A 26,806-nucleotide genomic window follows, 5' to 3' on the forward strand; every position below is an offset into this window, starting at 1 on the left:
ATACTGCATTCGACAACCAGAAAATAATACTACCCTACACAATCTGGAGCACTTTAATATGAACTCTCACCTCGAAAAAAGGGTGATGCGTAAAGTGACGTTGCGCATTGTGCCCTTCATCATGCTGCTCTATTTCATCGCGTTTCTCGATCGCGTCAATATTGGTTTTGCCGCGTTAACCATGAATCAGGATTTAGGTTTCTCGCCCACGGTATTTGGTTTTGGCGCCGGGATTTTTTTCCTCGGCTATTTTCTGTTTGAAGTCCCGTCGAATTTAATTTTGCATAAAGTGGGCGCACGCATCTGGATCGCCCGCGTGATGATCAGCTGGGGATTGGTCTCCGGCTGCATGGCGCTGGTGCAGGGCACCACCAGCTTCTACGTCCTGCGCTTTCTGCTCGGCGTGGCGGAAGCCGGCTTCTTCCCGGGCATCATTCTCTACCTCAGCTACTGGTTCCCGGCGGCGAAGCGCGCGCAGGTTACCGCCATCTTCATGGCCGCCGCCCCGCTCTCTACCGCGCTCGGCTCGCCGGTCTCTGCGGCGCTGCTGGAGATGCACGGTCTGCTGGGCTACGCCGGCTGGCAGTGGATGTTCGTGTTAGAGGCAATTCCGGCGTTACTGCTGGGCATCGTGGTGCTGTTTTTCCTCACCGACCGTCCGGCGCAGGCTAAATGGCTGAACGCAGAGGAGCGGCGCTGGCTGCAGGAGACCATGCAGGCTGAAGAGCAGGCGCGGTCGACGCAGCACGGCCACAGCAGCGCCTGGCGCGGGCTGGCGGACAAGCGCGTACTGGCCCTGGCGCTGGTGTACTTCGGCACCTCGGCCGGGCTGTACACGCTGGGGATCTGGTCACCGCAAATTATTCGCAGCTTCGGCGCCTCCTCGCTGGAAATCGGCTTCCTCAATGCTTTCCCGGCGGTGATCGGCGTGATCGGCATGATCCTGTGGGCACGTCACTCCGATCGTCGCGGCGAGCGCAGCTGGCACGTCATTGGCGCCTGTTTACTGGCTGCCGCCGGGCTGATTTACGCCGGCAACGTCAGCACGCTGCTGGCGGTGATTATTGCGCTGACGCTGGTCACGGTCGGCATCAGCGCCTCCAAGCCGCCGCTGTGGAGCATGCCGACGCTGTTTCTCAGCGGGCCGGCCGCAGCCGCCGGCATCGCCACCATTAATTCCATCGGCAACCTCGGCGGTTTTGTCGGCCCGATGATGATTGGCGTGATCCGCCAGCAAACCGGCAGCTACACCTGGGGACTCTATTTCGTCGCCGCGCTGCTGGCGTTGTCCGCGCTCATCGTGCTGATTCTCGCCGCGCACACGCCAAAACCGCAAAGCGCCGATCTGCCTCATCCTCATACCCATTAATTGACTGGAGAACACTATGCGTAACTACAAAATTGCCGCGATTCCGGCAGACGGTATTGGCCCGGAAGTGATTTCGGCTGGCGTTGAGGTGCTGCAGGCGCTGACGCAGCACGATGAACAGCTAAAGTTTGACGTGCAGACCTTTGACTGGGGCTCGGATTACTACAAACAGCACGGCGTGATGATGCCGGAAGATGGCCTGCAGATGCTGAAGCAGTTTGATGCCATCTACTTTGGCGCGGTGGGCGCGCCGGACGTGCCGGATCACATCACGCTATGGGGGCTGCGCCTGCCGATTTGTCAGGGCTTCGATCAGTACGCCAACGTGCGGCCTACCAAAATTCTGCCGGGCGTGACCTCGCCGCTGCGCAACCGTGGACCGGGCGATCTTGACTGGGTAATCGTGCGCGAGAACTCGGAAGGGGAATACTCCGGCAACGGCGGCCGTGCGCACCGCGGCCTGCCAGAAGAGGTGGGCACTGAAGTGGCGATTTTTACCCGCGTCGGCGTGACGCGCATCATGCGCTACGCCTTTAAACTGGCGCAGTCGCGGCCGCGCAAACTGCTGACGGTGGTGACCAAATCCAATGCCCAGCGGCACGGCATGGTGATGTGGGATGAAATTGCGGCGGAAGTGGCGCAGGAGTTTCCGGATGTGCAGTGGGACAAGATGCTGGTGGATGCCATGACGCACCGCATGACGCTGCACCCGCAATCGCTGGATACCATTGTCGCCACGAACCTGCATGCGGATATTCTCTCCGACCTTGCCGGCGCGCTGGCCGGCAGTCTCGGCGTCGCGCCAACCGCCAACATCGATCCGGAGCGGCGTTTTCCGTCGATGTTCGAACCGATTCACGGCTCGGCGTTCGATATCACCGGTAAAGGCATCGCTAACCCGATCGCCACCTTCTGGACCGCGGTACAGATGCTGGAACATCTGGGCGAGCGCAACGCGGCCGCGCTGATAATGCAGGGCATTGAGCACGTGTGCGCGGCGGGCATTCTGACGCCGGACGTCGGCGGCAGCGCCACCACCGCTGACGTGACGCGCGCGCTGGTGCAGTTTATTGAAGCCAAATCTCAGATGGCGGCAACCGCCTGAGTCGAAAGGCGGGGTGTTACAGCGCCGCCGCCAGCCGGTCCAGCGCCAGCAGAATGCCATAGCGCCGCGCCGGTGCTGCATCCGGCAGCGGCAGCCAGTAGTTGGCCTGGCTGGCGAGATCCAGCGCCGCTGGGCACAGCGCCATCACTGGGGTCTGCTGGATGTGAGCGTGATGCACCGCGCTGAGCACGCTGCTGTTGATGGTGTCCGGCGCGAGTATCAGCAGCAGATCGTCCGGCTGCAAACGGCTGAGCGTCAGGCGCAGCAGGTTGTCGTCCTGGATCCACGCCAGCGCCAGCCCGGCTTCACTCAACCGCTGCTGCACTTCCGCCACCAGCGGCGTGTGCTGGCCGGCGGCACCGATCAGCAACACGCTGCGTGCCTGACGCAGCGCCTGCGCCGCCTGCTGCCAGCGGCTGTCATCCAGCAGCTGCCACTGCCGGGTCAGCGCCTGATGCAGACTCACCAGCTGCGGCACCGCACCGTGGCTGGCGCTGGCTGGCTCGGCGCTGGCGCGTGCCAGCCGCATACGCAGATCGCGAATATCGTCGCAGCCGACCGAACGGGCAAAGCGGGTAATGGTCGCCGCACTGACTTCCGCCCGGCTGGCCAGTTGTTCAATGGTGGCCGAGGCCGCAAACGCGGCGTCACGCAGGATGGCGCGCGCCACCCGCTGCTCCTGCTGGCTGAGCGAAGCCTGCCGCTGACGAATCACCGTCATAAACGCACTTTCCTGCTGGCCGGCCTGGCGCACCTGGTGCAGAAAATCATCCAGATCGCGGTAGCCCGCCGAGGCAGCAAAGCGCTGGAGTACAGCCGGGCTGACACCCGCCTGCGTCGCCAGACTCTCCATAGTGGCCTGCGCGCTGGCGTGCAGGTTATCCAGAATAAATCGCGCCAGCTTTGATTCCTGCGCATCAAAACGCGCCGACTGCTGCTGCAGTTGCCAGACAATATCCATTAGCTCATCACATCCTCAGTAACGAACTCTCATGATGCATGAAAATATTTTTCATGGTGAGATTTTTTTCAGCTGAGCGCACTGAATTTTCCTGGAATTAAAGCACTCGCAACAGAAAATCATCGTGCCGATCACACCAATGAAAATTATTTTCATGGCAGTTTAATGATTAAGCTATTGATAAATAATACCTTAAATAACTTTCATCACAAAATCATCTGGCCGCAGGGTATTTACAGTGCGACTGCGACAGGTCTTAAATGCCGGAGTCAATTCACAGGAGGATAAATTATGCGCATTGTTCTTTGCTGTGCCGCCGGCATGTCTACCAGCATGCTGGTGAATAAAATGCAGCACGCCGCACAAGCGCGCGGGCTGGCGATCAACATTCAGGCCGTCCCGGTGGCCGATTTCGAACGTATCCTGCCGGACGCAGACGTGGTGCTGCTCGGCCCGCAGGTGCAGTTTGAAGCTGCCCGCCTCACCGCCATCGCAGCCCCGCAGGGCAAGGCGGTCGCCGTTATCGACATGATGGATTACGGCATGATGCGCGGCGAACAGGTGCTGGATAAAGCGCTGGCGCTGCGCGCTTCCTGATTCTTCGTTTCCCCCAATCTGACTGATAACACACGGCGCTGCGCTGTGGGAGATTCGGCATGCCTGAAGATGACGTAATGGTGGTTCCGGAAGAGGAGATCATGCTGCTGCTGGTGCAGGCCGGTGCTGCGCGCAGCGCCGCCCTCAGCGCCCTGCGGCTGGCGCGCGCCGGCCAGTTTGATGCGGCACAGCAGCAGCTGGCGGCGGCGCGGGAAAACGTGAGCAGCGCGCATCAGCAGCAGACGGCGCTGATTAGCCTGGACGAAGGCAGCGGCCGGCTGCCGGTTACCCTGATTCTGGTTCATGCCCAGGATCACCTGATGAACGCCATGCTGATTCAGGATTTAGCGGGCGAAATCATTGAACTCTATCGCCGTACTACGGCAGGAGAAAACGATGCTTAAGATAGCAATCATTGGCGGCGGCAGCAGCTATTCGCCGGAGCTGGTGGAGGGAATCATTAACCGTTATGCGCAGCTGCCGGTAACCGAACTGGCGCTGGTGGATGTGGCGGCAGGACGCGAAAAAGTGCAGATCATCGCCGATCTCACGCGCCGCATGCTGCAAAAAAACGGGCTGGAGCAGGTTAAGGTCAGCGTGCACTTTGCGCTGGATGAGGCGATTCGCGGCGCGCGCTTTGTGCTGACGCAGCTACGCGTCGGCCAGCTGGCGGCACGCGCCGCCGATGAACGGCTGGGCCTGAAGTATGGCCGTCTCGGCCAGGAAACCACCGGTGTCGGCGGCTTCGCCAAAGCGCTGCGCACCATTCCGGTGATGCTGGAGATTGCGCGCAAAGTGGAACAGCTGGCACCCGACGCGTTCATCATCAACTTCACCAATCCGGCGGGCATCGTCACCGAAGCGGTGGCGCGCTTCAGCAACGCGAAGATCATCGGCCTGTGTAACGTGCCGGTGAATATGCACCATATGATCGCCGGCATGTTACAGGCGCCGTTTGACGAGGTGGCGCTGCGCTTCGCCGGGCTGAACCATCTGGTGTGGGTGCATCAGGTGCTGTGCCGCGGCGAGGACGTGACCGCCGGGGTGATCGAACAGCTGTGCGAAGGCCAGTCGCTGACCATGAATAACATCAAAGAGATGCCGTGGTCGCCGGCGTTTCTGCGGGCGCTGCAGGCGATTCCCTGCCCTTATCATCGTTATTACTGGCAAACGCCGCAGATGCTGGCCGAGGAGCAGGAGAAAGCGCAGCACGGCCAGGCCGGAACGCGTGCCGAGCAGGTGATGAAGGTGGAAGCCGAGCTGTTCACGCTGTATGCCGATCCGCAGCTGGCGCACAAGCCGGAGCAGCTGAGTTTTCGCGGCGGCGCATATTACTCCGAAGTGGCCGTTGAGCTCATCAGCGCCATCCATAACAATAGCGGGCAAAATCTGGTGGTGAACTGCCAGAACCGTGGGGCGATTCACGGTCTGCCGGACGACGCAGTGGTGGAAGTGAACTGTGTGGTCGATGCGCAGGGCGCGCACCCGCTGGTGTTTGGCGCGCTGCCACCGCTGATGCACGGGCTGACGCAGCAGATCAAAGCCTTCGAGCGATTGACCATCGACGCGGCGGTGCACGGCGATCGCGGTGCCGCGCTGCTGGCGCTGGTCGGCAATCCGCTGGTCGGCGATGTCGCCAGCGCCGAAGCGCTGCTGGACGAAGTGCTGACGCTGAATCAACCGTGGCTGCCGCAGTTTGCGTGATATCCCTGTCGCAAACCGCACCCAGGCCGTCGCGGCGCGCTTCATCGCGCAATAAATTGCGCCGCGCCGAAATGACACGCATTGACCTGTTAATTTGTTGCGCCATTGTGCCCGAGGAGGCCCTATGTCCAACCGTAATATCATCGAACGTTATGTGCTGCCCGCCGCGCTCAAGGTGGCCGGGCAGAAGCATGTGCTGTCCGTGCGGGACGGCATCATTCTCAACATGCCGTTCATGCTGATCGGCAGCTTTTTTCTGATCTTCGCCTACCTGCCGATCCCGGCCTGGGGCCATCTGATGGCGGACCTGTTCGGCGACAGCTGGCGCAATAAACTGCTCTATCCGGTGCGTGCCACCTACGACATCATGGCGCTGATCTCCAGCTTCGGCATCGCCTACCGGCTGGCGGAGAAATACCGCACGCTCGATCCGCTGACCAGCGGCGCGATGGCGCTGGTGGCGTTTGTGATGACCATTCCGCAGCAGACGCTGTTCGCCCCGGTTGAAGGCGCGCCCGCGCAGCTGGTCACCGGCGTGCTGCCGATTTCGCTGATCGGCAGTCAGGGCCTGTTCGTGGCGATCGTGATTGCGCTGCTCTCCACCGAAATCTACCGCTTTGTGCACAGCCGTAACCTGGTGATCAAGATGCCGGAAGGCGTGCCGCCGGCGGTGGCGAAATCGTTCCTCGCGCTGGTTCCCGGCTTCTGCGTGCTGGCCGTGGTACTGCTGCTGCGCCTGGCCGTTGAAGCCTCACCGTTCCACGACATCAACAACCTGATCGCCACGGTGATTGGTCTGCCGATGCACCACGTCGGCGGCACGCTGCCGGGGATGATTTTCTCGGTGCTGCTGATTGGCATTCTGTGGACGCTCGGCCTGCACGGCGATGCCATCGTGCTGGTGTTCATTCAGCCGGTATGGCTGTCGAACATGAGTGAAAACCTCGAAGCCTTTCAGCATAACCAGCCGATTCCGCACATCTTTACCCAGCAGTTTTACGATTTATGGATTGCGCCCGGCGGCACCGGCGCGCTGCTTGGGCTGGTGATCTTTATGCTGATCCGCGCGCGCAGCCGCCAGATGAAACAGCTGGGGAAAATCGCCGCGCCGGCGGCGCTGTTCAACATCAGCGAGCCACTGGTGTTCGGTATTCCGCTGGTGATGAACCCGTACCTGTTCCTGCCGTTTATCCTGACGCCGGTGCTGCTGGTGATTGTTTCATGGGCGGCAATGAGCAGCGGTCTGGTGGCGCCGCCGGCCGGCATCGCCCTGCCCTTCACCACGCCAATCTTCGTCAGCGGCTATCTCGCCACCGGCGGCCATATTTCCGGCACGGTGTTGCAGGTGGTCAACCTGACGATTTCGCTGGTGGTCTACTATCCGTTTTTCCGCGTGTGGGATCGCCTGAAACTGCGCGAAGAGCAGCAGAACGAACAGCAGGCGCAGGCCGCCAGCGGCAGTGCCGTCGTACCTTCCTGAACCACTTCCTCTGCCGGGTGCGCCCTGCTGCGCACCCGGCCGCATCCTTCCACTTTTTGCAATAATGACTTCGCAGATCTGGCTATTCTGCCAGCAATACGGCTGTGCGAACCTTAGGCCACGGCTCGGGATCACCCCGGCCACTACCTGAGGAATCGCATGATGAAACTGTACAATTTAGCGCTCTCCGGCCACGCTCACCGCGCACTGCTGGCGCTGTCACTGTTCGGCATAGCGCATGAAACGGTCGAAGTTGACCTGCCTGGCGGCGAACATAAAACCCCGGCATTTCTCGCCATCAACCCATTCGGTCAGGTGCCGGTGCTGGAAGACGATGGCGTTTACATCGCGGATTCCAACGCCATTCTGGTATACCTGGCGAAGAAATTTAACCGCAGCGACTGGCTGCCGGAAGATGCGCTGGGCGCAGCCCAGGTGCAGCGCTGGCTGTCAGTGGCGGCCGGTGAACTGGCTTACGGTCCGGCGGCGGCGCGCCTGATTACCGTGTTTGGTGCCAAATTTAATGCTGAAGAGGTGCTGGCGCGCGCGCATCTGATTCTTTCACGGCTGGAAAGCCATCTCAGCCAGCGTGAGTGGCTGGTGGGCGACCATCCCACCATTGCTGACATCGCTTTATATAGCTACCTGGCCGGTGCCCCCGAAGGCAATGTCGAGATGTCCGGTTACCCTGCGGTGAACCAGCTGCTGCGTCGGATTGAAGCGCTACCCGGCTTTGTGCCTTTTCCGCAGACCGCCGCCGGCCTGCGCGCCTGACAGGAGCCAGCATCATGGGCGAGAAACTGATTACGCTGCCGGTATGGCATGACGGCGAAATTGCGCTGCAGCAGCAGGCGGGCGTAGCGGAACGTATGGCCGATGTCGGGCAGCGCGTGATTCGCGATTACATGCCCGATCAGCATCGTGACTTTTACGCGCAACTGCCGTTTATCGTTGCCGGCAGCGTTGATGCACAGGGTGATGCCTGGGCCACGCTGCTGGAAGGCCAGCCCGGTTTTATCTTCTCGCCCAACGCCACCACGCTGGATATCGCGGCCCGCCCTGACGCCAGCGATCCGGCGGCCGGCGGGATGACCGATGGCGCGCCGGTGGGCCTGCTCGGCATCGAGCTGCACACGCGGCGGCGCAACCGCATGAACGGCGTGCTCACGGCGATTGGCGGCGGCCTGCGCGTGCAGGTTGACCAGAGCTTCGGCAACTGCCCGCGCTATATTCAGCTGCGCGATTTCCGCTTCGACCATGCGCCCGGCAGGGCTTATCAGGGCGAGGTTGAGACGCTCAGCGCGCTGGATGACGCCGCGCGCGCCGCCATCCGGCAGGCAGATACGTTTTATGTCACCACCTATGCCGACCAGGCGCGCCGGCAGGTGGACGTTTCGCATCGCGGCGGCAAAGCCGGTTTTGTGCGCATCGCTGCCGATGATGTACTGACCATTCCGGACTTCAACGGCAACCTGTTCTTCTCCACCCTCGGCAATATCGTGCTCAACGGCAAGGCCGGGCTGCTGTTTATCGACTACGCCAGCGGCGATGTATTGCAAATGAGCGGCGATGCCACGGTGATAACCGATTCCGCCGAAATCGCGGCCTTTCAGGGCGCCGAGCGCCTGTGGCGCTTTAGCGCGCGCCGCATCGTGCGCCGGCGCGCTGCCCTCGCCCTGCGCTGGACCGATCAACCAGACGGCGTATCGCCCGCCTCGCTGATGACCGGCGACTGGCCGTCCGCCAGCGAACGCCTGCAGGCACAGCAGCTGGCGGCGCAGTGGCGACCATTCCGCATCACGCAGATCGTCGATGAGAGCGCGCAGATTCGCTCGTTTCATCTTATGCCGGATGATGGCGCTGGCGTGCTGCCGCATCTGGCAGGCCAGCATCTGCCGATCCGCCTGACGCTGCCGGGCAGCGCTAAGCCACTGATTCGGCAATACACGCTGTCAGTTGCGCCGTCGGATGGTTATTACCGCATCAGCGTGAAGCGTGAAGGCGCCGTGTCGCAGTATCTGCACGATGCCCTGCGCGTCGGCGATCGGCTGGAGGTGCGCGCACCGGCCGGTGATTTCACTATTGATGCACACGAAACGCGGCCAGCGGTGCTGCTGGCAGCGGGCGTCGGCATCACGCCGCTGCTGGCGATGCTGCGTCACCTGATCTATGAAGGCCGACGCAAACGCCGGATGCGCCCGGTGTATTTGCTGCAGTCGGCGCGTAACGTCGCCGAACGCCCGTTTGCGCGTGAGATCGATGCGCTGCTGGCAGCCAGCGAAGGTGCGTTGAAACTGGTGCGGGTGCTCAGCCAGCCGGGCGAAGCCGAAGCGGGCGTGGATTACGACGTTGCCGGACGCATCGATATGGCGCTGCTGTCGCAGGTGCTGCCGTTCAACGATTACGATTTCTATCTGTGCGGTCCGCCGTCATTTACCCAGGCGATGTATGACGGACTGCGCGGCCTGAATATTGCCGACGCGCGTATTCACGCTGAAGCGTTTGGTCCGTCGTCGCTGCAGCGTCAGCAGGAGAATGTGCCAGAGCCCGCCGCGCTGCCGCCGGTGGCGACCGAAGCGGTGCCGGTGGTGTTTACTGAATCGCTGAAAGAAGCGCGCTGGACACCGCAGTCCGGCACGCTGCTGGAGCTGGCCGAAGCGCGCGGCCTGAGCCCGGCCTACAGCTGTCGCGCCGGACATTGCGGCAGCTGTAAGACAAAACTGGTGAAAGGTGCGGTGACTTACACCACCCGGCCAGGCATCACGCTGGCGCAGGATGAAGTGCTGATCTGCTGCGCGGTGCCGGCGCAAGTCGAAGACGGGGACGCGGCGGTGCAGCTGGCGTTGTGAGGTGAGTGCCCGGCAAGCCGGTTATTCATGGTTATGCATGGATCATATTCGGGGTCAGGGTGAAATTGAAAACATTACTAACATCACAGCGTATTAATCAAAGGGGAGCAGGTCAGTCTCAACAACCAGCCAATGTTTCAGCAGCCTGAGAGAAACGCTTACGCAGTTGCCATCTAAAACTTCATGACCTGAGAGAAGTGCTGCTTTTGCAGTGGTCGATCCGCTCAACCTCTTAATGCGGATATCACCTGTGTAATGAGGTTCTTTATACTGACCAGCCAGCGCGGCATAGCTATCCGCGCTTCCTGACGGAAAGCATTTATCCGTCAGGGATGAATGTTTCTCCGTCACTATTTCCCACTACTGGAGTAAACATCATGACTGCTACCACTATCAATAACGCTGCAAACAACGCCTATACGACATCTACCAAAGCTGAATACTTCACTCTCAACATCAAGGCCTGGGTTATCTGAGCAACATTCGCAGAATTGAAACCCTGAATGGTGGCTTCCTTAGCGTAGTGATTAATGCGCTGAGCGGCCCCACTGACAACCCTACCTATGTGCGCTTTGATGCCACTGTCGCCGGTTAGGAAGCAACGGACCTTATAAGCCGCAGCCAGATAGCCGTAGACGAGGATCAGAAATTGCTGCCTGGGTGTACCTTCAGCAACCTGACGTCTGAAATTTTCACGCTCAACAAAGATGATCATGCGGGTGAACAGCGGGTTAGCTTGAAAGCCAGACTGATTAAGGTTGACTGGATCAAGATTGGTCCGGCGATGGTTTATAAGGCTGAACGTACTGAGTCAACTCCTCCGATTCAGCAAAACCATAAGTTAGAATACGCAAAAAATGCATCTTAATTTCCAGCACCTCTTATACTAGAGGTGCTTTTTATAAAAATGACATGCCGTTAATATCAAAGTAAAGATGAAGCTTAGAAGAGTTTATAGCCTGTATAATTAAATCTTAGCAATTACATAAGACTTGTATCAGCGCTAACTGATAGATAAATACCATCCAAACTTAATTTAACTTAATATTCAACGAGTTAACATTAGGTTGCGCTTTATTAAATTGCTTTAATTAAGCTGGGTTAAAATTAAATTCCAGGCCCTTTTCAGAGCCCTCACTTTGATCTTATGCTATTTACTTAGCAAGACTGTAGATATTTCATCAATAATAGCAGAGTACTTCTCTATTTCCTTTTTATCAATGCAGTCAAATTTCTCATTAAACTTCACAAAAGATATCAGATATGAACGATATCCAGCAAGCTTATTGAAAAATTGAGAGTCATAATAAGACTGCACAAATTCACGGGCTTTTCTTTTGTACTTAACCTTTGGTGGTTTAACAGAAAAAACCTTTTTGCATATATTTTCTTTGGTATGGCCTTTCTTATACTTATACAATGCCTTTCTGATTAAATATGTTTTATCATTAGATATCCTTAAACTGCCTCGTTCACCTGCACCATCTTTATTTTCGATTATGTATCCATTAAGGGAAATGATGTTTTTTTTGTATACCTTCTTGCTGTTATTTATCGATAATCCTGCCAACCGAACAATTGATGCTATTTCATTATCAAAATAATCACTACCAAGAAGCTTATCTTTACCCGTACTTGAGAAAAGCATGTCATCAGCATACCGGGTATATGAGACACCACGTTTGTCACAAAAATTCTTAATTAAAATATCCAGCTTCCTGAAAATAATATTTGAAATGAATGGTGAGGTAGGAAATCCCATTGGGAAAAACTTCTTTGGCACACCATTAATTTCAGTTTCAACTGTGATGCTATTCAAAAATGCATCAATTAACTTAAGCTTATTGCTTACTAAATATTCATCAGAAAAATAATATTTGAAACATTCTTTTGCGAAGTCGTAATCAATTTTGTGAAAAAAATTACTTAAGTCAAGTCTGCAAAAGTTTTCACCATAAACGTGGGGTTCTAAGTAATGTAGGTAGCTAAGTTTCTTACGGTATGCAATAGCAGATGAATTCAGAGGGATTTTTTGCAGGAAGTTTTTAATTAGCCTTTCTTGAATTCTTTTATGAGGAGATGAGTTTTTTAAGGAGAAGAAAACTCTGTCATTAGCTGTAATACATTTGTAATCATCATTGGTTATCACTGGTACTCCACGAGTGATAATAATATCATCGGAGAATGTTTCTCTTAAATAGAAGTTCTTATAAAAATCGCTATTAATTTTCGTTATGTTTTGTTTCATGAAAAAGCTTCCTCTTCGATACCAATAACATCTTTACACCCCGTGAGGCTTAAAGCGGCCTGGCGGACGCCAAGTAACCCGAGCTAGTGTTTGCTGGAGCAAGTGACGACGAACGTCAACTCATTTGAGTCCTCCAGCTTCTATCGAAGAAGAAGCATGATCGATAATATATGATAGTTCTGGGAATGCCAAGCGGAATTTTTTACCAACATCCTCTTTTCCCAAGATTTCATAATATTGTAAGCTAAAATCTATAAAACTTGTCACCCAACCAGAGGTTTTACCCATATATGGGGTTAAAAATGAAAATTCTGCTGACTTGATTTCTTTAATGTAATCTAAGATTTCTTTATCTATTGGCTTTTCATCGATTTTATAATGCATTTCGATGCTCACAAGAGTTTCAGTTTTGCCGTAAAAGGCAAGGCGAATTACTGCCAACTGATCCTTCATGTTTGGGATTTTACTTTCAAATTCACTAATTAACTCCCTGAAGTACCTTAATTTTATGATCTTTAATAACCTTTCATGTCTTAACGATAAGGAGTTGTTTTTTCTACATTTTGAGAATAGCTTTGGAAAAAGCTGTTTGAATTGGGTGTCAATACTAAACCTACGTAATAATGCATCAATCATTTTTGAAGGGTTTTCATTATTAACATTTAGTTCTTTCATTACTATACTTTTAACCCATAATGAAAAAACTTCTAAAGAAAACTCATTAATTAGTGAACCTTCGATAGTTGTTGATGTATAAAAAATATTATCCCTAGATGATAAAGTATTTATCCCATTAATGACCCTGGCAATACTAAAGTTTTTGAACTTAAGACCGTTATCGCTAAAAGTCACTTTTCTTCCATCCTGATTAACAAGAAATTTGGCAGCATCAAAATATGGATCCCTGCGCCTTGAAAAATAGTCTAGCCGGTTCTTTTTAATTGCCTTGCTAACTATAGACTTGCCTTTTGAGTTGAAGTTGAACTTTTCATTAACGAAGTCAACCACCGCTATTTGGTCAATATCTTTCACCACCAAATAAGGAATGGCCGCATTTGAGTATCCTGGGTTTATATTCTTCAGCATTACTTCATCACAATCATATACATCCAATCTCTTGAGTGCTGGGAATTGCTGTTGCAGATTATAGTTTCTAAAAAGCTCTACTTCAGTAGAACCTTCAACAAATAGAATATATTCACTAAAAAAAAGACGAGCCTCATTATCGCTTATCATGTTTATAAATCTAGGATCGTCATATTTAGAATTTAGCTTAGCTACTAGCGTCGCACCATCACTACTTTTAGAAAAGTGCAAAACCTGCTGACTATTCAGAAATGATTTTAAAGTAAGTTTTAACAAACTTGGAGAGTGAGTGCTGAATAACAGAGTCGGGTAAGGTGTTGAATATTTATTAGGTTCAACTTCAGTTGAGGTTTTGTCATATTTTTTATATGTTAAGCTGAGATTTTCAATAAAACTCTCACTGAGTTTAGGATGTAGACCAATTTCAGGTTCATCAATATATATAATAGGTGTAATAAATTCTGTTCTGGTCAGTGATATCAGTAAACCAAGTATAACTTCGAGATATTTATGAGAGTTTGTACCATCAGATTGAATGCTCAAATCCTCCCCTTTATTAGTGAAAATATCACCTTCTAAAACGATCTTGAGATAGTTAACTACTTTTTCTTTATAATTGTAAGGTTTAGTGCTTATTACATCTTCTACTCTTTCAATGTATCTTCTATAGTTTCCACGCTTCGTGGAAATCTTCTCATCGAGAAAATCCAGCAGATCATCCCTTTTTATTTCCGAAAAGTTAAAAGAATTTATACTGCTGACCATTTTCCAAATGCTATTCCAGTCATATAGGTCAATGTGTCTTGTTTCAATGTGAAAAAATGGGAATAGGGTTTTTATAAGTTTGCGAGCCTTGGCATCTTTTATCGACCAAGTTATAGAATCATCTTTCGAAACAGTTAGAGTAATGCTATAAGTGCTTTTTCTTTGGAAGAATAACGGGAATACAAACTTAGGCGGCCTTCTAATAAATGACTGCGGTTTAAATAATGTATTATATATATGCTTATGGAACCGCCCATTATTATTAGAATTCATTACGATTTTTTTTATCCTAGTAACATCGTAAGTCAGTGTAATTGAACCTGATGGCGTATAATTGGAGTGAAAGTCAGGAGGCAGAACTTTTACATCATCTAATTTATCATAAAAATATCTTATCATCTTCATTAGATTAGACTTGCCAGCATTATTCATTCCAATAATGCAATTTATATCCTCTAAAGAATTTATCGTCACATCATCAAATGATAGTAAATTTTTGATCCTAATGCTTTGTAAGCTCATTTCCACCATCCTTAGATCTTTTTGTCATTTTGATAAAGATTTTAATGTTTAAGAACAAACATGCATCAACTCAAATAAGGAGCATGAACATAATGTGAGATTATTGTATGCATAAGAAAAACTTACAAGTCTTCATTCTTGCTTTTTTTATAGTGTTTATAAACACCTCTAAGGCAGATGAAATTTCATCCAGATCTCTTACGTCAGATGATAAACCAGAAAGAACAAAAGATTTAAAGAGTAATATTTCTGATTATTGGATTTCTGAAGAAGAATATAGCAAGTACATTTCTTTAAAAGCAGGTATCCGAGGTGTGATATCCCCCGGACAAGATCCTATTAGCACTCTTGGTATTGAAGAGGAAGATGATGCCAAACGTCGCCACTACGCAGAACTCTGGGTAAAACAAGAATACGAGCGCACCGAAAAAGAGCTCAAATTCCAGCGCGAAGTTGATGAGGCCTGGAAGCGCTTGATGCCCAACATCCTGCCCGTCAACATGGGTAATGCCGCAGGTATCGCGCATGATTCAGGTGGCCGACTCGCGCTGTTTGTTCGCGAAGCAGATTGCCAGCGCTGCGACGCCCGACTTTCCGCCGTTCTCGGCGATAAACGTCCCGTTGATATCTACCTCGTAGATAGCGAAGGCAGCGATCAGAAACTCCGCAACTGGGCTCAGCAACACCGCATTCCCGCCGAACAGGTTCGCGAGCGCCGTATCACCCTGAACCACGATGCAGGCCGCTGGATGCGCTACGGAAACGGCATCATGCCGGTTCTTCTCCAGCAGGGGAAAGCGGATGGCATATCGCAGCGTTCTAACCGCCGCTTTGTTGTTGAGTGCCGCCAGCTCTGTGGCGACAACCAACATGCAAAGCGTGCCCTCGGGTTATCAGAAAGTCGCGCTGCAGCACGGTGTTCCAGCTGAATAACTTTATTTGCTGGCACTGGCTGAATCATCGCGCCAACTACCACACGGCACACGCCCGTGGCTCTGGACTATCAACGTTGCGGGTAAAGGCTATCGCTATGAAAGCCGACACGCTGCCAGGCAGGCGCTGCAGCAGTTTATGAAAATTCATCCGCTACAGAGAATCGATGTCGGCATCGCGCAGGTCAATCTCGGCTGGAATGGCCATCGCTTCAACTCAACATGGGATGCGTTTGATCCGTATATCAACCTGAACGCAGCGGCGAGCATTCTTCGCGAGTGTTGGGAACGCAGCCCCGGCAGTTGGTTGAAAGCTGCTGGCTGCTATCACCATCCGGCTGGCGGTAAACCTGCAGCGCGCTATCGGCAGATTGCCAGCCAAAAGCTGGCTTCACTCTCTCCAGCTCAACCTTGCCCAATCGCAACTCAGGCTCCTGCCAATCTTGCGAGTAACCAAACACCAACAACCAAAATCATCTGGACAGAACCCCGGAGGCAGCAATGAATAAATTGATGCTGGCTGGCGCGATCGCCGCGTGGCCATTTCTCTCATATGCGGAACTCAACGTTATCGCTGATCTCGGCGGCAAATCGACAGCGCCGTTATATGAAGGAATCAACGCTGAGCCTCAGCCGCAAGAGTAATTAAATTTTCCTGACTACATTGAAGGTTCAGTGTTGCCAGTGGCAACACCTGAACTCACTCCCGGCATGGTTGAACCACGCGCGTCGGGGTTGCCGGGTATTGGGGCGCTGTTTCTTATTGGTGACGATGGTCAATCGCAGGAATGGCTATCACGCAATGCTGAACTACTAACCCGTCGCGGTGCGGTTGGAATGGTGGTGAACGTTAGCAGCTCAGCGTCATTAAAGCAGTTTCGTCAGATAGCGCCCAATCTGTAGCTCGCATCGGTATCAGGTAGCGATCTGGCGCGCCGCCTCAAGTTGGAATATTACCCGGTTCTGATCACCGAGCATTTAAGGAGCCAGCAGGTATCAGCTCAGTGATGGGATTCGCCGGATTGCATGGAGTGCCCCATGCAGCGCTGATGCTGCTTCCACTGTTCTTCATCCTTTCTCTGGCACTGCTGCGCGTGCGTGAGAACCGCACCGCCGAACTGCTAACCAGCCAACTGCCTGAAGTGGATGTGTATTCCAAAACGCTGGTTTCGGGTTACACCGATATCACCAGCCGGGAGCAAGTCTCTGAATTCATTTCAAACACGCAGGATCGTGTGAGCATGGTGAAAACACCGATACTTACTCCCGCTGACACCATCAACCTGCCCAAAGGCCAGGCTTTCGCACTGTTAGAAGGTGGTCAGCTGTGGAAGACTCGTAGGCCGCTGCTTGCTGCGCATAAACCGATTTGATGCCAGAAAGCTTGCAGAGGATCGCTGCTGAGATGCGACGCAATTACCGCACTAGTGAAGCCTGGTGGTCTGGTGCTGCTGGTATAGAACCGCCGGGAGGTGATGATGACACCGCCAAACACTTCAGCACCTCCAGCTCGCGTTCAGCAGCCCAAAGAGCATGGCTTTTTGTTAAGTCTGCTATGGGGATGGCCATGAAAGCTGATCGGCATGTTGCTGGCGTCGTTGCTTTTCAACCTGGTAATGGAGTACGTCGACATTGCTTTCTTCTGGCCAGAACAAGGCGCGGCGCATAGTCAGCAAGTGATGCAAATCGAGAGCGGCTATCTATCCACTGAGTTTACGCGCAGCCTGCTGCTGTCACAGCCCACGGTAACGGTTACGGCTTGGATAACTCAGATTTATCAGTGGCTGGTTGTCGATAGCGGCCTGCAGGGATGGAGCGCACTGCAAAATCAGGCGATGGAAAACTGTGGAATGCGGTGGCAGCTGGATTGAGCACCGGTAGCCGCTGGCTGGCATCGGCACTGCAGGAATATCTGCTGGTTACAGTTTATGTTGCTTTTGTGACGCTGATTCGCGTGATGATTCTGGTGCTTTCAATACCGCTGTTTCTGATGGTGGTGTTGGTCTCGGTGGTTGATGGTCTGAGACGGCGAGACCTGCGGCGTTATGGCGCGGCATATGAATCCAGCTTTGTTTATCACCACGCCAAACGTTTCGTTAAACCCGCCTTCTATGTGCCCTGCATGGTGTATTTGTCGTGGCCATCGGCTGTGTACCCGAACCTGCTTCTGCTGCCTGCTGCCTGCTGCGCTGATACTGGGAATGGCGCTAGCGATATTAACTGCTTCATTCAAAAAGTATTTGTAAGCTGGACGACAGCGTGCAAAGCTCGACTTTGTGCGCTGTCATCAGCAGGCAAGCCGCGAGAGTGGCGCGGCAGATTCATATTCAATTCATAAAAAATAATATTTTTTGATGCTACAGCAGCCAAAGCCAATTGTAACCAAAGCGGATAACGGCATAAAGCGAAGGATGGATGTAGCTATTAGTTGCTACTGATAAAGTACATTACTAGCATTGTCGATGTGTTAATGAACAGGCAATAGGTCAACGGAGTTGGTATGTGCAATATGCCGTGTTGTCATGAGAACGTGCCTCGTGTATGGCTGGCAATAATCGATTTTTTGGGATAAAAACTGTAATCTTTCAAACCAAGTAGCGCTGAAGTTGTATACCGTTGCAAATTATTTAATTATTAGTTTGTAGAGAAAGTAAAAGATGCGAAAAGGTTAGATATTCAATCTCATGCTAATTAACACTAAGATCACTCTCAATAATTATCTTTTTTGAATGTTTTTTCAACTCCTCGATTTTTTATAGACGACTGATGAGTTAGAATTAAACTAAAACTAATTAACACGGAAATCATCTTGATGAAAAATGAAATTATACCAACGGATTATCTAAATGCTACATTAGGATCATACAATCCATCGGCATTAGCTATAAAAATTAATAAGACTCAGAGCACTGCCATGACAACAGATGCAGGTATTGACTCATTCAACCCACGAGATTGCACAACGCTATTTCATGAGTTTTGTCACAAGTTACAAAATACATCTTCAGTCATTGGATATCAGTTTTTCAACTTAATTACATCAATTTGGCATAATGGAAGAAGTTACAATTATGACTCTAAGGATGAAGAGAGTAAAACATCCAATACAAACGCCGTCACTATCCTGAACACATACCCGCTAAATAAAAATAAAAAAATTCAGAAGCGTAACCTTTTGGAAGTTATAAAAATCCATAACATCGAAGTTATTGAGGGGCAAAATTATAATAGTGACCCAGTTGCCGTTTCATACATACACAACGATTCTGAATTTGAATTTATGTTTGGAATTGGCGAGTTTTATGAAAGCTGTGCCGATGTGCTTGAACGTTTATTTTGCGAAAAAATAAACTATTCTGATGATTTTTCCATTGCAGATTCTATACCATATAAGACAGGAGAGAGCATTGTAAAATTCTTTAACCCACAATGCAGTGATTATCGCCTTTTAATACTATTGCTCACATCTATGCAGCATTCCTACCCACATCAAATGTTTGTAATGTTGTCTTCTCACTTTAATAATCCTGAAATTCCAGATCAAATAGTAAGAGAGGTTTGTGAAGAACATGCACGTATCTTCATCAATTCAAATAAAGAATGGATTACTCTTTCCAAAGAGACGTTAGATAATGGATTTCCTTATGAAGACCCTTTTTTGGGTGATGTGTTTAAATTAATAAATTCTTCAATAGAAAAGAATCTTAGCATGCGAGTTGAAAATCCCTTCTTTGAACTAGACTTCTTAGATCGCATTACCGAAAACAATTATAAGGATGAGCTAGTCCAATTTATTGAACGTTTCGGCGGTTGTATTATTTACGTCGATGACCAAAGCAGAGAATTATCTATAGGTTACCAAAAGATAGTAATAGGTGAAAACTCAGTGTTCAATCAAGAAAAAGAATTTATGACATTTCAATGCTCAGTATTTTTAGCAGCGAAAAATATTAATGGATATAGTGTCTCTAATGTAGAGAAAGAATACGCATGCCCTGCCTTTAACTATTGTGAAAACATGAACAAAACAAAAAATAAAAACCATTGTTTAACCGCGCCGCATAATCATCCAAAAGTTGATGCGACTAGTAATAACTGTCCTTTTCAATTGGCTGCTTATAAATATGATCTTAAAAACCATGATGAATCTAATTGAATTAACTTTTTTAAATTTCCTCCATGCTCGCAATAGTGCTCTGTTCAATTATTTTCGTTTTTGGCTGGATCCGCCTGTATGCTGGGCAATTTTCTCTGTGAACTAATAATCTCTACAATGCAATTAGCTTTTAATGGATTAAAACGCCTGTAGAAAAGCATGGGTTAGATTTATTCGAGGTATTAATCTCCTCTCAAAACTGGACTAGAGTCTCTATTTTTTATTGTGAGGGGAAGTGAGTTTTAATTAATAAATAATTTAAAGAACTCAACAACCAGAATTAATAATCACTTCCAGAAAAATTACTCCTCTATATATTTATTAGCTAATGCTGTTATTTTTTCTTCGGTAAGGTAAGATAGGTTTATTTCAATATACTTTTTAATTTGGCGAGAGCGTTTACCACTCCTCATCTGATTTCTCAGCAAACTAAATTTAGCATCATTATCTAAAATTTCATTATATATTTCGTCGCTTAAGCAAGAAATAGAGGAGATATAATACTCGTCTATTTTTCTGCAGCATTTAATTAAAAAGGTAATCAGTGTCGTTGCTTCTTTAAGAGTAACTCTGTCAGCATCATAGTCCTCTAATGCTTTCTTTACATCAAAATGATAAAAATCATCGTATAATAAAGAATGTTTTGATTCTAAAAATTTTTTGTCGGAAGAAGATAATTCTGCATTTGAAGTGCTAGCATGGACAATTCGGTTGCGCCAATGGCACATAAGCTCAACTAACAAATACCATTCTTTTTCTATTCCAGGTATAGCCTTGCAAAACTCACTAAATCTTCTCGCTTTTGAGTCATTAGCAGAAAGTTGATTTTTAAAGTCCAACTCAAAATTAACTTTCTTCCACAAGCCATCGCTACTAATGTTACTCATATATTCGAATAGAGCTTCGACTGCGAACACTAAAGAAGAACGCACTGCAAATTTACGTGCAGCAATGCAGGACTGCTCTAAGTTTTTAGGTTCCCATTTAATATTTAAAGCTGGATTTTGAATCGAATTAGAAGGCAGATTGGAGAGGGCAACAGCTATAGTATTAAGATTATGCACACCATATCCAATTTCATTCAAAATAAATTGAAGATATTTAGTCTCAGTCATTTTCTTAAACCTTGATGGCATTGTCAGGACTTGAACCCGCATTTCCAGATTTCAAAAATTCTTTAGTTTCTAGTGTCTTAACCAATTAGACGATGATGCCAGTTCGTATAACAGTATACTTTTCTAAGTTCTTTAGTCAATGATTATAATCATAAAAGTTTGTCTCAGGCACCAAACGGGCTGTCACTAAAGGTCAGTTCTAACTCAATCCGCGTGGTAAGAGGCTCCCGTATTAATATCTGTAAGTTGGGCGAGAGCGAACAAAGCATGACTTAAACGCTCTCGTCAGCAGGCGAGCAGCTATGGCAGCACGGCAGTGATATCTTATCACTGGCTTTTCAAAAGAAATTTTAATACAGTTTATTATTAATATGGCACTTTTTATGGAGCTAAAAATACAAATGACACTTTTAATATCTTTTGGATTACCATTTTTAGGTGTATTGATAAGCTATTTTGTGTACACAAATAGTGTAAGGAAAGATAAAAGCTCCATAGTAATTGAGCTAGCTAAAGAAATAGAAAAAAGCACTCCCAATAAACTCCTTGTTGAGTTTTTATTTTCTTCAGCATTTAAATGTGGACCCATGCCATTTAGTGATATAGTTGTATTACTAAAACACCACCATCCATATATGGCAACAGAAGAATATTTAAAAGTAAAACGGCATGTTAACGCATTCAAACTAAGATTTGTTAATGGGATGGTTCGCGTAGATTTGAATGACGGTTGGAATTCAAGCAAGAAAATAAAAAAGATGAGAGTGATGAATATGTCCTTTGCACTCACCTGCTATTTCACATCGGCAATTTTTATCAATAATTATTGGGGAGGTAACCCGCTAGCAAACATTGAGGCAACACTCCATTCAGGACAGTGGTTTTGGATAGTTATTAAAGGCATTCTTGATGTAGGATTTCCAATCATGATAGGATTTTTCACATTTACATTTTTACGTACCTGGCATGCCATTGGCCTAATAGAGAGTTCAGTTAATTTTTTAAAATCCAGCCACTATGTTTGACTTACTTAACTCTTTCCATTACAGAATCAAAATCGCTCCCATACGGATTAAAAGTTCTAAAAGTTATAGAATTTTTTCTTTCCTCGACTAACTCATACTGTTGGTTTTTTCCTATAGCCCTCACGTCTTCTGGGTAATGTTTCTTCATCGCCTCACTCTTTTCAATTATTTCTTTTGGCATTTCCTTGCCGTTCAACTGAAACCTAATGGGGAATGATTTCATGTTATCCAGTGAAGTTATTATTTTATTGTCATATCTTACCCACGAGCCTGCAGCATCACTATGATAAATGACTTTCACCATGTTTCCCGAACCCCCCCCTTCAATAATCAAATCTCCGGAAAAATTATATTTCCCATTGGCAAAGTATGACGTTATCCCTGTTACCCTTTCAGAGAATTCCCCATACCCATATTGATAATCAACTCGCCAGTCGCCAATCAAATTCCCACTAATTTCACTATTTGGCTCTGTAGGGTGTAAGTAATAATAAAGCCCCAAGCCATTTGAAAGAATAAAGCTCAAAGTAAGTGTTCTCTTCCAACTTGATAAAACAGACTTAAACATATTCATGACTGTCCTTTCTTTAATTATTCAGAAATACATCTTATTTTAAGCTGTATGTAATCCTCAGCGGAAACCATGATAGCAAAATATTATCGTTAAGAGGGGGAATACATGAAAAGGTTATCTTTATCTAAGGCCACAAGAACTGTTATAGGTATATTTTTAATATTCACATCACTTTTTTCCGCAGCTTCAGAGCTCGACGAACTCGCCACCACCCAACGCCTACTAGACCAAGTCCAACTCTCCCTCGACCGCGCCCGCACCGTCGCCGCGCAGTCCGATCCTAACAACAGCCGCCGTTACCTGTTCGACTACAAGAAAGCCAATGAAGACCTCAACACCATACGTGCTGGCCTCGACCGCTACACGCAGCCTTCGCGTGCGCAACCGCTGGATTACGGCAAGGTCAGCGGCGATTACATGCGAGGCCGTCCGTTATGGCGATGACTGCCGCGCAGATCAACGCATTTAAAACGGCATCCGGCAAAATCGATATTGGCGTTTTGTAACGGGTGACCGTTGGTCTACTGCTGTGTGTGCTGTTTCTCTGGGCAGCCTGGGCTGCAGTGGATGTCAGGCATGGACGGGAAAATACCTAAGTCAGGGATGCCGCGCTAGTCCGATTTGTTATCCGTTCTATGACTTTACCGATCGTCTGCATCTGGATGTTCGCCAGTAAAGCAGACATTTTCGAAGTGCTTTTATCCGTCAGGTTGCTTAAGAGGAAGGCTCATACTGGATAGCTGAAGCAGTACAGTGACCTCAGCAGTCAAAGTGACCAGAAATCATTGGTGCTTCAAAAAGCAAAAACCCAGCCATAAAGGCTGGGTTTTCAGAATGTTGGTGCCCGGACTCGGAATCGAACCAAGGACACGGGGATTTTCAATCCCCTGCTCTACCGACTGAGCTATCCGGGCAACGGGGCGCATTAAACCTTACTCGCGCCGTACCGTCAAACGCTTTTCGGTAAAAATCAGCTGACTGCTGCCTTTTGCAGCAACCGCCGGACCCGATGGTAAAAACCTGCGCAACCGCGTTATTTAGTGGTGAATTTTTAGCCACTCACGCCGATAACCGTGCTGACATCCCATAACCATAATAAGGTCCACCATGTTCAGCACTATTACATCGGGAATCCTGTCGCGCCTCGCGTGGCAGAAACGCAGTCACAACAGCGCAACGCTCAGTTCGCTGCAGGAGGCCATCGCCATGGTTGAGTTTACGCCTGATGGTCACATCCTTACCGCCAACGCGCTGTTTCTGGAGCGCATGGGCTACACGCTGGCAGAAATTGTCGGCCAGCATCACAGCCTGTTCTGCACGCCAGATATGGTGCAGTCACCGCAGTATCGCGAGTTCTGGCAGCGTCTGAATCGCGGCGAAGGCTTCAGCGATAAGTTTTTGCGCGTGGCGAAGCACAGCCGTCCGATCTGGCTGGAAGCCAACTACGTACCGGTGCAGGATCGCCACGGTCGGGTGATTAAAATCGTTAAGCTGGCGAGTGATATCACCGCACGCATCATGGATGCGCAGGAGCAGCGCGCCATGACCACCGCCATTGAGCGCTCGATGGCGGTGATTGCTTTCAACCTCAAAGGTGAAGTGCTGATGGCCAACGATAACTTCTTTAATACCATGGGCTATCGCGCTGATGAGATCATCGGTCGCCATCACAGCCTGTTCTGTCCGCCCGAAATGCGCACCAGCGAGGCCTATCGCCGCTTCTGGCACAAGCTCAATCAGGGTGAATATATCTCCGGCCAGTTCGAGCGCGTCAATAAGCAGGGCAACACCGTCTGGCTGCGCGCCACCTATAATCCGGTGTTTAACAGCGCCGGCGAGCTGTACAAAGTGGTGAAGTTCGCCACCGACGTTACCGCGCAGGTTGAAAAAAACCAGCTGGAGCGCGAAGCAGCGCAGCAGGCCTGGCAAACCGCGCTGCATACCAGCGAAAGCACACAACAGGGTGCAGCCGTCATTGAGAACAGCGTGCAGAATATCAATGCGCTGGCCAGCGAACTGCACGGTATTTCTGGTAATATTAATGACCTAAGCGACTCTTCCGATCGCATCGGCGCCATCGTGGAGAGTATTCGCCGTATTGCCGACCAAACCAATCTGCTGGCGCTCAATGCGGCGGTGGAAGCCGCGCGCGCCGGTCAGCATGGCCGCAGCTTCGCCGTGGTTGCCAGTGAAGTGCGCACCCTCGCAGCGAACATCAATCGCGCCACCAGCGAAATCGAGAATCGGGTGAGGCATAACCACCTGCTGGCGGATAAGGCGCAGAAAGGCATCGCTTCGAACCTGAAACGTGCCGATCAGGGCGTAGTGCTCGCGCAGCAGGCGGGCGGTGTGATTGCCGAAATTCGCGGCAGCTCCAGTGAGGTGGTGCGCGCCATCAGCCACGTCGCCGATGCACTAAAAGCCCCGCAGTAAGCGCCGTAGCGTGCACTGGCCGGCGGTGACATAAAAGTGTCATCGCCGTGCCGTAACCTAAGATTATTCCTAATCAACGCCAGACTCTTTCTCATGCAGCAGCCTGATTTCCGCACCGGGCTTAGCGCCCTGACGGGTCGTGCCCGCGCGCGTTCGCTGTGTATTGCGGTGCCGTTCGTCACGCCAGCGATGGACAACACGGCGGTAATGGCGCTGTTTAGCGAACACAAAGATTTGATTGGCCTGCCGGTGGTGGAAAACGGCACGCCGTTCGGCATGATTAACCGCCACATCTTTCTGTCGCAAATGACGCGCCCGTTCTTCCGCGAGCTGTACGATCGTAAAAGCTGTATAGCCTTTATGGATAAACAACCGCTGGTGATCGATGCCGAAACCGAACTCGATCGGGTCGCGCAGCAGGTGGTCGCCAGCGGAGATAAATCAGTGACCGATGGTTTTATCGTAACTGAACAGGGCCGCTATATTGGCATCGGTCTGGGTATCGACCTGATTCGTACCGTCTCCGATTTGCAGGCGCAGCAGCATCAGCAGATTTTACAGAGCATCGATTACGCGCGGGTGATTCAGGACGCGATGCTGGACCGCTCGCGGCAGCAGATGGCGCAGCAGCTGAGCGACTGGTGCCTGCACTGGCAGCCGCGCGATGGCGTGGGCGGCGACTATTACGCCTTTCACCGCGACGAGTACGGCTGGCTGGCGCTGATTGCCGACTGCACCGGTCACGGCATTCCCGGCGCGTTTATGACGGTGATTCTGCATGCGGCGCTGGAGCGTGCGCTGCAGCACAACCATCGTACGCCGTCTGCCCTGCTGCAGGCGCTTAACCGCCACATCAAACAAACCCTGGGCCAGCTTAACGCCTCGCAGCAGACTTCGCTGTCCAATGACGGCTGCGATGCGATTGCGCTGCGGCTGGAGACGGCCAGCCATCAGCTGAGCTGGGCCAGCGCGCGCATGCACGCGGTGCTGCAGCCGCTACAGGGTGAAGCCGCCGCGCTGCAGGCCGATCGCGTCGGCGTTGGCTACACCGATACGCCGCACGACTATTGCTGGCCGCAGCAGCAGCGCACACTGCAGCCCGGCGATGTGCTGCTGGTGATGAGCGACGGCGTGACCGATCAACCCGGCGGCGCGCGGCAGATCATGTTCGGTAAAAAGCGGATTCAGACGGTCATTGCACAACATAAAACCCTGCCGATGGCCGAGCTCTCCACGGCGTTTGCGCAGGCATTTCTTCACTGGCAGGGCAACCAGCCGCGACGCGATGACGTCACCTGGTTTGGCCTGCGTTATTAACGAGCCTCTTATGCATCCAGCTTCCACCGGCACGCACCTGCCGCCCGACAGCGTTGCGCTGCACTATACCGGCTTCTTTTCGCCGCAGAACATCACCGCGATGGGTGAAGTGATCAAAGTGTTTCTGGAAAACCAGCAGGCCCCACTGAAAGTGCGCCGCCGGCTGTTCTCCAGCTTTGTCGAGATTGTGCAGAACATCCTGCGCTATTCGCAGGACAGCCGTACCCTGAGCCACGCCGAACAGCACTTTCGCTTTGGCACCGTAACGCTGCATGTGGACGGCGATAGCTATGTGCTGGAGAGCAGTAATCAGATCGAACAGGCCGCCTGCGAGCAGCTGCGCGACTGGCTCGATCTGCTGCGTACCATGAGTAACGACGAAATTAAGCAGGCCTACCGTGTCGGTCTGCGCACCGAGAGCCCCGCCACCAGCAAAGGGGCCAATATCGGTTTGCTGACGCTTGCCCGTGATGTCAGTGAACCGCTGGAGTATGAACTGCGTCCGCTGCCCGCCAGCGGCTACGCCACGTTTTGGCTTAAAGCCACCATTCACCAGGATTGAGGTTGT

General features: G+C 50.6%; 20 protein-coding genes, 1 tRNA gene and 6 pseudogenes. 20 read left to right on the forward strand and 7 right to left on the reverse strand.

The annotated features are described in order from the left end of the window. Window positions 1–58 precede the first annotated feature (58 nt). Window positions 59–1,369: an MFS transporter gene (locus tag AC6I7J_RS16265; protein WP_136547046.1), complete on the forward strand. Its 1,311-nt coding sequence runs from the start codon at window positions 59–61 to the stop codon at window positions 1,367–1,369. A 16-nt stretch (window positions 1,370–1,385) separates the two neighbouring features. Continuing rightward, window positions 1,386–2,474 carry a tartrate dehydrogenase gene (locus AC6I7J_RS16270; protein ID WP_498006175.1) on the forward strand — a complete coding sequence of 363 codons (1,089 nt, stop codon included), beginning with the start codon at window positions 1,386–1,388 and terminating at the stop codon, window positions 2,472–2,474. Window positions 2,475–2,490: 16 nt separating this feature from the next. Here the strand turns inward: AC6I7J_RS16270 and AC6I7J_RS16275 are convergent, their stop codons facing one another. Then, the gene (locus tag AC6I7J_RS16275) at window positions 2,491–3,435 is read right to left on the reverse strand and encodes a MurR/RpiR family transcriptional regulator (protein ID WP_348879966.1); all 945 of its coding nucleotides are present in this window, start codon (window positions 3,433–3,435) and stop codon (window positions 2,491–2,493) included. A 291-nt stretch (window positions 3,436–3,726) separates the two neighbouring features. Between AC6I7J_RS16275 and AC6I7J_RS16280 the strand changes: the two genes are divergently transcribed. The 6 genes from AC6I7J_RS16280 (at window position 3,727) to AC6I7J_RS16305 (ending at window position 10,065) form a co-directional block, all read left to right on the forward strand. Beyond that, entirely contained in the window at window positions 3,727–4,032 is a 306-nt protein-coding gene (locus AC6I7J_RS16280) for a PTS sugar transporter subunit IIB (RefSeq protein WP_021507627.1), read from the forward strand. Window positions 4,033–4,091: 59 nt separating this feature from the next. Beyond that, complete coding sequence (locus AC6I7J_RS16285) at window positions 4,092–4,436, forward strand: PTS lactose/cellobiose transporter subunit IIA (protein WP_230201125.1); 345 nt, start codon at window positions 4,092–4,094, stop codon at window positions 4,434–4,436. Further along, window positions 4,429–5,736, forward strand: coding sequence for a 6-phospho-beta-glucosidase (locus AC6I7J_RS16290; RefSeq protein WP_264441647.1), 1,308 nt, complete (start codon window positions 4,429–4,431; stop codon window positions 5,734–5,736). Before AC6I7J_RS16285 ends, AC6I7J_RS16290 begins: the two co-directional genes overlap by 8 nt. A gap of 124 nt (window positions 5,737–5,860) precedes the next feature. After that, entirely contained in the window at window positions 5,861–7,216 is a 1,356-nt protein-coding gene (gene celB, locus AC6I7J_RS16295) for a PTS cellobiose transporter subunit IIC (protein WP_021507630.1), read from the forward strand. Window positions 7,217–7,375: 159 nt separating this feature from the next. Beyond that, a complete protein-coding gene (locus AC6I7J_RS16300) occupies window positions 7,376–7,990 on the forward strand; it encodes a glutathione S-transferase family protein (RefSeq protein WP_309473858.1) in 615 nt (204 codons plus the stop codon). 14 nt (window positions 7,991–8,004) lie between these two features. Further along, the gene (locus tag AC6I7J_RS16305; protein ID WP_498006178.1) at window positions 8,005–10,065 is read left to right on the forward strand and encodes an FAD-binding oxidoreductase; all 2,061 of its coding nucleotides are present in this window, start codon (window positions 8,005–8,007) and stop codon (window positions 10,063–10,065) included. 93 nt (window positions 10,066–10,158) lie between these two features. Here AC6I7J_RS16305 and AC6I7J_RS16310 read toward each other — a convergent pair whose 3' ends face one another. Then, entirely contained in the window at window positions 10,159–10,416 is a 258-nt protein-coding gene (locus AC6I7J_RS16310) for a hypothetical protein (RefSeq protein ID WP_498006180.1), read from the reverse strand. Between the two features lie 26 nt (window positions 10,417–10,442). Here AC6I7J_RS16310 and AC6I7J_RS16315 point away from each other — a divergent pair. After that, a pseudogene (locus AC6I7J_RS16315) lies at window positions 10,443–10,933 on the forward strand (DUF3577 domain-containing protein). 282 nt (window positions 10,934–11,215) lie between these two features. Here AC6I7J_RS16315 and AC6I7J_RS16320 read toward each other — a convergent pair. Together AC6I7J_RS16320 and AC6I7J_RS16325 are read right to left on the reverse strand one after the other, a co-directional pair. Beyond that, window positions 11,216–12,313 carry a reverse transcriptase family protein gene (locus AC6I7J_RS16320; RefSeq protein ID WP_498006182.1) on the reverse strand — a complete coding sequence of 366 codons (1,098 nt, stop codon included), beginning with the start codon at window positions 12,311–12,313 and terminating at the stop codon, window positions 11,216–11,218. Window positions 12,314–12,433: 120 nt separating this feature from the next. Then, a complete protein-coding gene (locus AC6I7J_RS16325) occupies window positions 12,434–14,686 on the reverse strand; it encodes a retron Eco8 family effector endonuclease (protein ID WP_498006184.1) in 2,253 nt (750 codons plus the stop codon). Between the two features lie 107 nt (window positions 14,687–14,793). On the opposite strand from AC6I7J_RS16325, the pseudogene AC6I7J_RS16330 reads away from it, so the two are divergent. From AC6I7J_RS16330 to AC6I7J_RS16355, 6 genes and pseudogenes are all read left to right on the forward strand, one after another. Further along, window positions 14,794–15,509 (forward strand): annotated as a pseudogene (locus AC6I7J_RS16330) (TIGR03759 family integrating conjugative element protein). Further along, window positions 15,488–16,123, forward strand: a pseudogene (locus AC6I7J_RS16335) (transglycosylase SLT domain-containing protein). Before AC6I7J_RS16330 ends, AC6I7J_RS16335 begins: the two co-directional pseudogenes overlap by 22 nt. Then, a pseudogene (locus AC6I7J_RS16340) lies at window positions 16,120–16,626 on the forward strand (integrating conjugative element protein). The pseudogenes AC6I7J_RS16335 and AC6I7J_RS16340 overlap by 4 nt, the downstream one beginning before the upstream one ends. Before the next feature lie 68 nt (window positions 16,627–16,694). After that, window positions 16,695–17,071 (forward strand): annotated as a pseudogene (locus tag AC6I7J_RS16345) (type IV conjugative transfer system coupling protein TraD); the annotation flags it as partial. A 25-nt stretch (window positions 17,072–17,096) separates the two neighbouring features. Further along, a pseudogene (locus AC6I7J_RS16350) lies at window positions 17,097–17,864 on the forward strand (TIGR03747 family integrating conjugative element membrane protein). A 566-nt stretch (window positions 17,865–18,430) separates the two neighbouring features. Further along, complete coding sequence (locus AC6I7J_RS16355) at window positions 18,431–19,774, forward strand: hypothetical protein (RefSeq protein WP_498006186.1); 1,344 nt, start codon at window positions 18,431–18,433, stop codon at window positions 19,772–19,774. 302 nt (window positions 19,775–20,076) lie between these two features. On the opposite strand, the gene AC6I7J_RS16360 is transcribed toward AC6I7J_RS16355, so the two are convergent. Beyond that, window positions 20,077–20,889, reverse strand: a complete 813-nt coding sequence (locus tag AC6I7J_RS16360) for a hypothetical protein (protein ID WP_498001472.1) — start codon at window positions 20,887–20,889, stop codon at window positions 20,077–20,079. Window positions 20,890–21,272: 383 nt separating this feature from the next. On the opposite strand from AC6I7J_RS16360, the gene AC6I7J_RS16365 reads away from it, so the two are divergent. Next, window positions 21,273–21,914, forward strand: a complete 642-nt coding sequence (locus AC6I7J_RS16365) for a hypothetical protein (RefSeq protein WP_498001474.1) — start codon at window positions 21,273–21,275, stop codon at window positions 21,912–21,914. A 1-nt stretch (window position 21,915) separates the two neighbouring features. Here the strand turns inward: AC6I7J_RS16365 and AC6I7J_RS16370 are convergent, their stop codons facing one another. Then, window positions 21,916–22,488 (reverse strand): hypothetical protein, encoded by a 573-nt coding sequence (locus AC6I7J_RS16370; protein WP_498001476.1) that lies wholly within the window; start codon window positions 22,486–22,488, stop codon window positions 21,916–21,918. Window positions 22,489–22,593: 105 nt separating this feature from the next. Here AC6I7J_RS16370 and AC6I7J_RS16375 point away from each other — a divergent pair, with 105 nt between their 5' ends. Continuing rightward, window positions 22,594–22,932: an integrative conjugative element protein, RAQPRD family gene (locus AC6I7J_RS16375; RefSeq protein WP_498001478.1), complete on the forward strand. Its 339-nt coding sequence runs from the start codon at window positions 22,594–22,596 to the stop codon at window positions 22,930–22,932. Between the two features lie 394 nt (window positions 22,933–23,326). Here AC6I7J_RS16375 and AC6I7J_RS16380 read toward each other — a convergent pair. Continuing rightward, a tRNA-Phe gene (locus AC6I7J_RS16380) sits at window positions 23,327–23,402 on the reverse strand. A 193-nt stretch (window positions 23,403–23,595) separates the two neighbouring features. Here AC6I7J_RS16380 and AC6I7J_RS16385 point away from each other — a divergent pair. From AC6I7J_RS16385 to AC6I7J_RS16395, 3 genes are all read left to right on the forward strand, one after another. Then, window positions 23,596–24,921, forward strand: a complete 1,326-nt coding sequence (locus AC6I7J_RS16385; protein ID WP_498006188.1) for a methyl-accepting chemotaxis protein — start codon at window positions 23,596–23,598, stop codon at window positions 24,919–24,921. 93 nt (window positions 24,922–25,014) lie between these two features. Next, window positions 25,015–26,238: a SpoIIE family protein phosphatase gene (locus AC6I7J_RS16390; RefSeq protein WP_334316667.1), complete on the forward strand. Its 1,224-nt coding sequence runs from the start codon at window positions 25,015–25,017 to the stop codon at window positions 26,236–26,238. A 10-nt stretch (window positions 26,239–26,248) separates the two neighbouring features. Next, on the forward strand, window positions 26,249–26,800 hold the full coding sequence (locus tag AC6I7J_RS16395; protein ID WP_104093971.1) for a SiaB family protein kinase: 552 nt from the start codon (window positions 26,249–26,251) through the stop codon (window positions 26,798–26,800). Window positions 26,801–26,806 lie beyond the last annotated feature (6 nt).

This window comes from Type-C symbiont of Plautia stali, from assembly GCF_059730935.1.

Excerpts from the sequence above, each read along its gene's own strand:
- AC6I7J_RS16265 (WP_136547046.1), top strand. The coding sequence starts at position 59 with ATGAACTCTCACCTCGAAAAAAGGGTGATGCGTAAAGTGACGTTGCGC.
- AC6I7J_RS16270 (WP_498006175.1), top strand. The coding sequence starts at position 1,386 with ATGCGTAACTACAAAATTGCCGCGATTCCGGCAGACGGTATTGGCCCG.
- AC6I7J_RS16275 (WP_348879966.1), bottom strand. The coding sequence starts at position 3,435 with ATGGATATTGTCTGGCAACTGCAGCAGCAGTCGGCGCGTTTTGATGCG.
- AC6I7J_RS16280 (WP_021507627.1), top strand. The coding sequence starts at position 3,727 with ATGCGCATTGTTCTTTGCTGTGCCGCCGGCATGTCTACCAGCATGCTG.
- AC6I7J_RS16285 (WP_230201125.1), top strand. The coding sequence starts at position 4,092 with ATGCCTGAAGATGACGTAATGGTGGTTCCGGAAGAGGAGATCATGCTG.
- AC6I7J_RS16290 (WP_264441647.1), top strand. The coding sequence starts at position 4,429 with ATGCTTAAGATAGCAATCATTGGCGGCGGCAGCAGCTATTCGCCGGAG.
- celB (WP_021507630.1), top strand. The coding sequence starts at position 5,861 with ATGTCCAACCGTAATATCATCGAACGTTATGTGCTGCCCGCCGCGCTC.
- AC6I7J_RS16300 (WP_309473858.1), top strand. The coding sequence starts at position 7,376 with ATGATGAAACTGTACAATTTAGCGCTCTCCGGCCACGCTCACCGCGCA.
- AC6I7J_RS16305 (WP_498006178.1), top strand. The coding sequence starts at position 8,005 with ATGGGCGAGAAACTGATTACGCTGCCGGTATGGCATGACGGCGAAATT.
- AC6I7J_RS16320 (WP_498006182.1), bottom strand. The coding sequence starts at position 12,313 with ATGAAACAAAACATAACGAAAATTAATAGCGATTTTTATAAGAACTTC.
- AC6I7J_RS16325 (WP_498006184.1), bottom strand. The coding sequence starts at position 14,686 with ATGAGCTTACAAAGCATTAGGATCAAAAATTTACTATCATTTGATGAT.
- AC6I7J_RS16355 (WP_498006186.1), top strand. The coding sequence starts at position 18,431 with ATGAAAAATGAAATTATACCAACGGATTATCTAAATGCTACATTAGGA.
- AC6I7J_RS16360 (WP_498001472.1), bottom strand. The coding sequence starts at position 20,889 with ATGACTGAGACTAAATATCTTCAATTTATTTTGAATGAAATTGGATAT.
- AC6I7J_RS16365 (WP_498001474.1), top strand. The coding sequence starts at position 21,273 with ATGGAGCTAAAAATACAAATGACACTTTTAATATCTTTTGGATTACCA.
- AC6I7J_RS16370 (WP_498001476.1), bottom strand. The coding sequence starts at position 22,488 with ATGAATATGTTTAAGTCTGTTTTATCAAGTTGGAAGAGAACACTTACT.
- AC6I7J_RS16375 (WP_498001478.1), top strand. The coding sequence starts at position 22,594 with ATGAAAAGGTTATCTTTATCTAAGGCCACAAGAACTGTTATAGGTATA.
- AC6I7J_RS16385 (WP_498006188.1), top strand. The coding sequence starts at position 23,596 with ATGTTCAGCACTATTACATCGGGAATCCTGTCGCGCCTCGCGTGGCAG.
- AC6I7J_RS16390 (WP_334316667.1), top strand. The coding sequence starts at position 25,015 with ATGCAGCAGCCTGATTTCCGCACCGGGCTTAGCGCCCTGACGGGTCGT.
- AC6I7J_RS16395 (WP_104093971.1), top strand. The coding sequence starts at position 26,249 with ATGCATCCAGCTTCCACCGGCACGCACCTGCCGCCCGACAGCGTTGCG.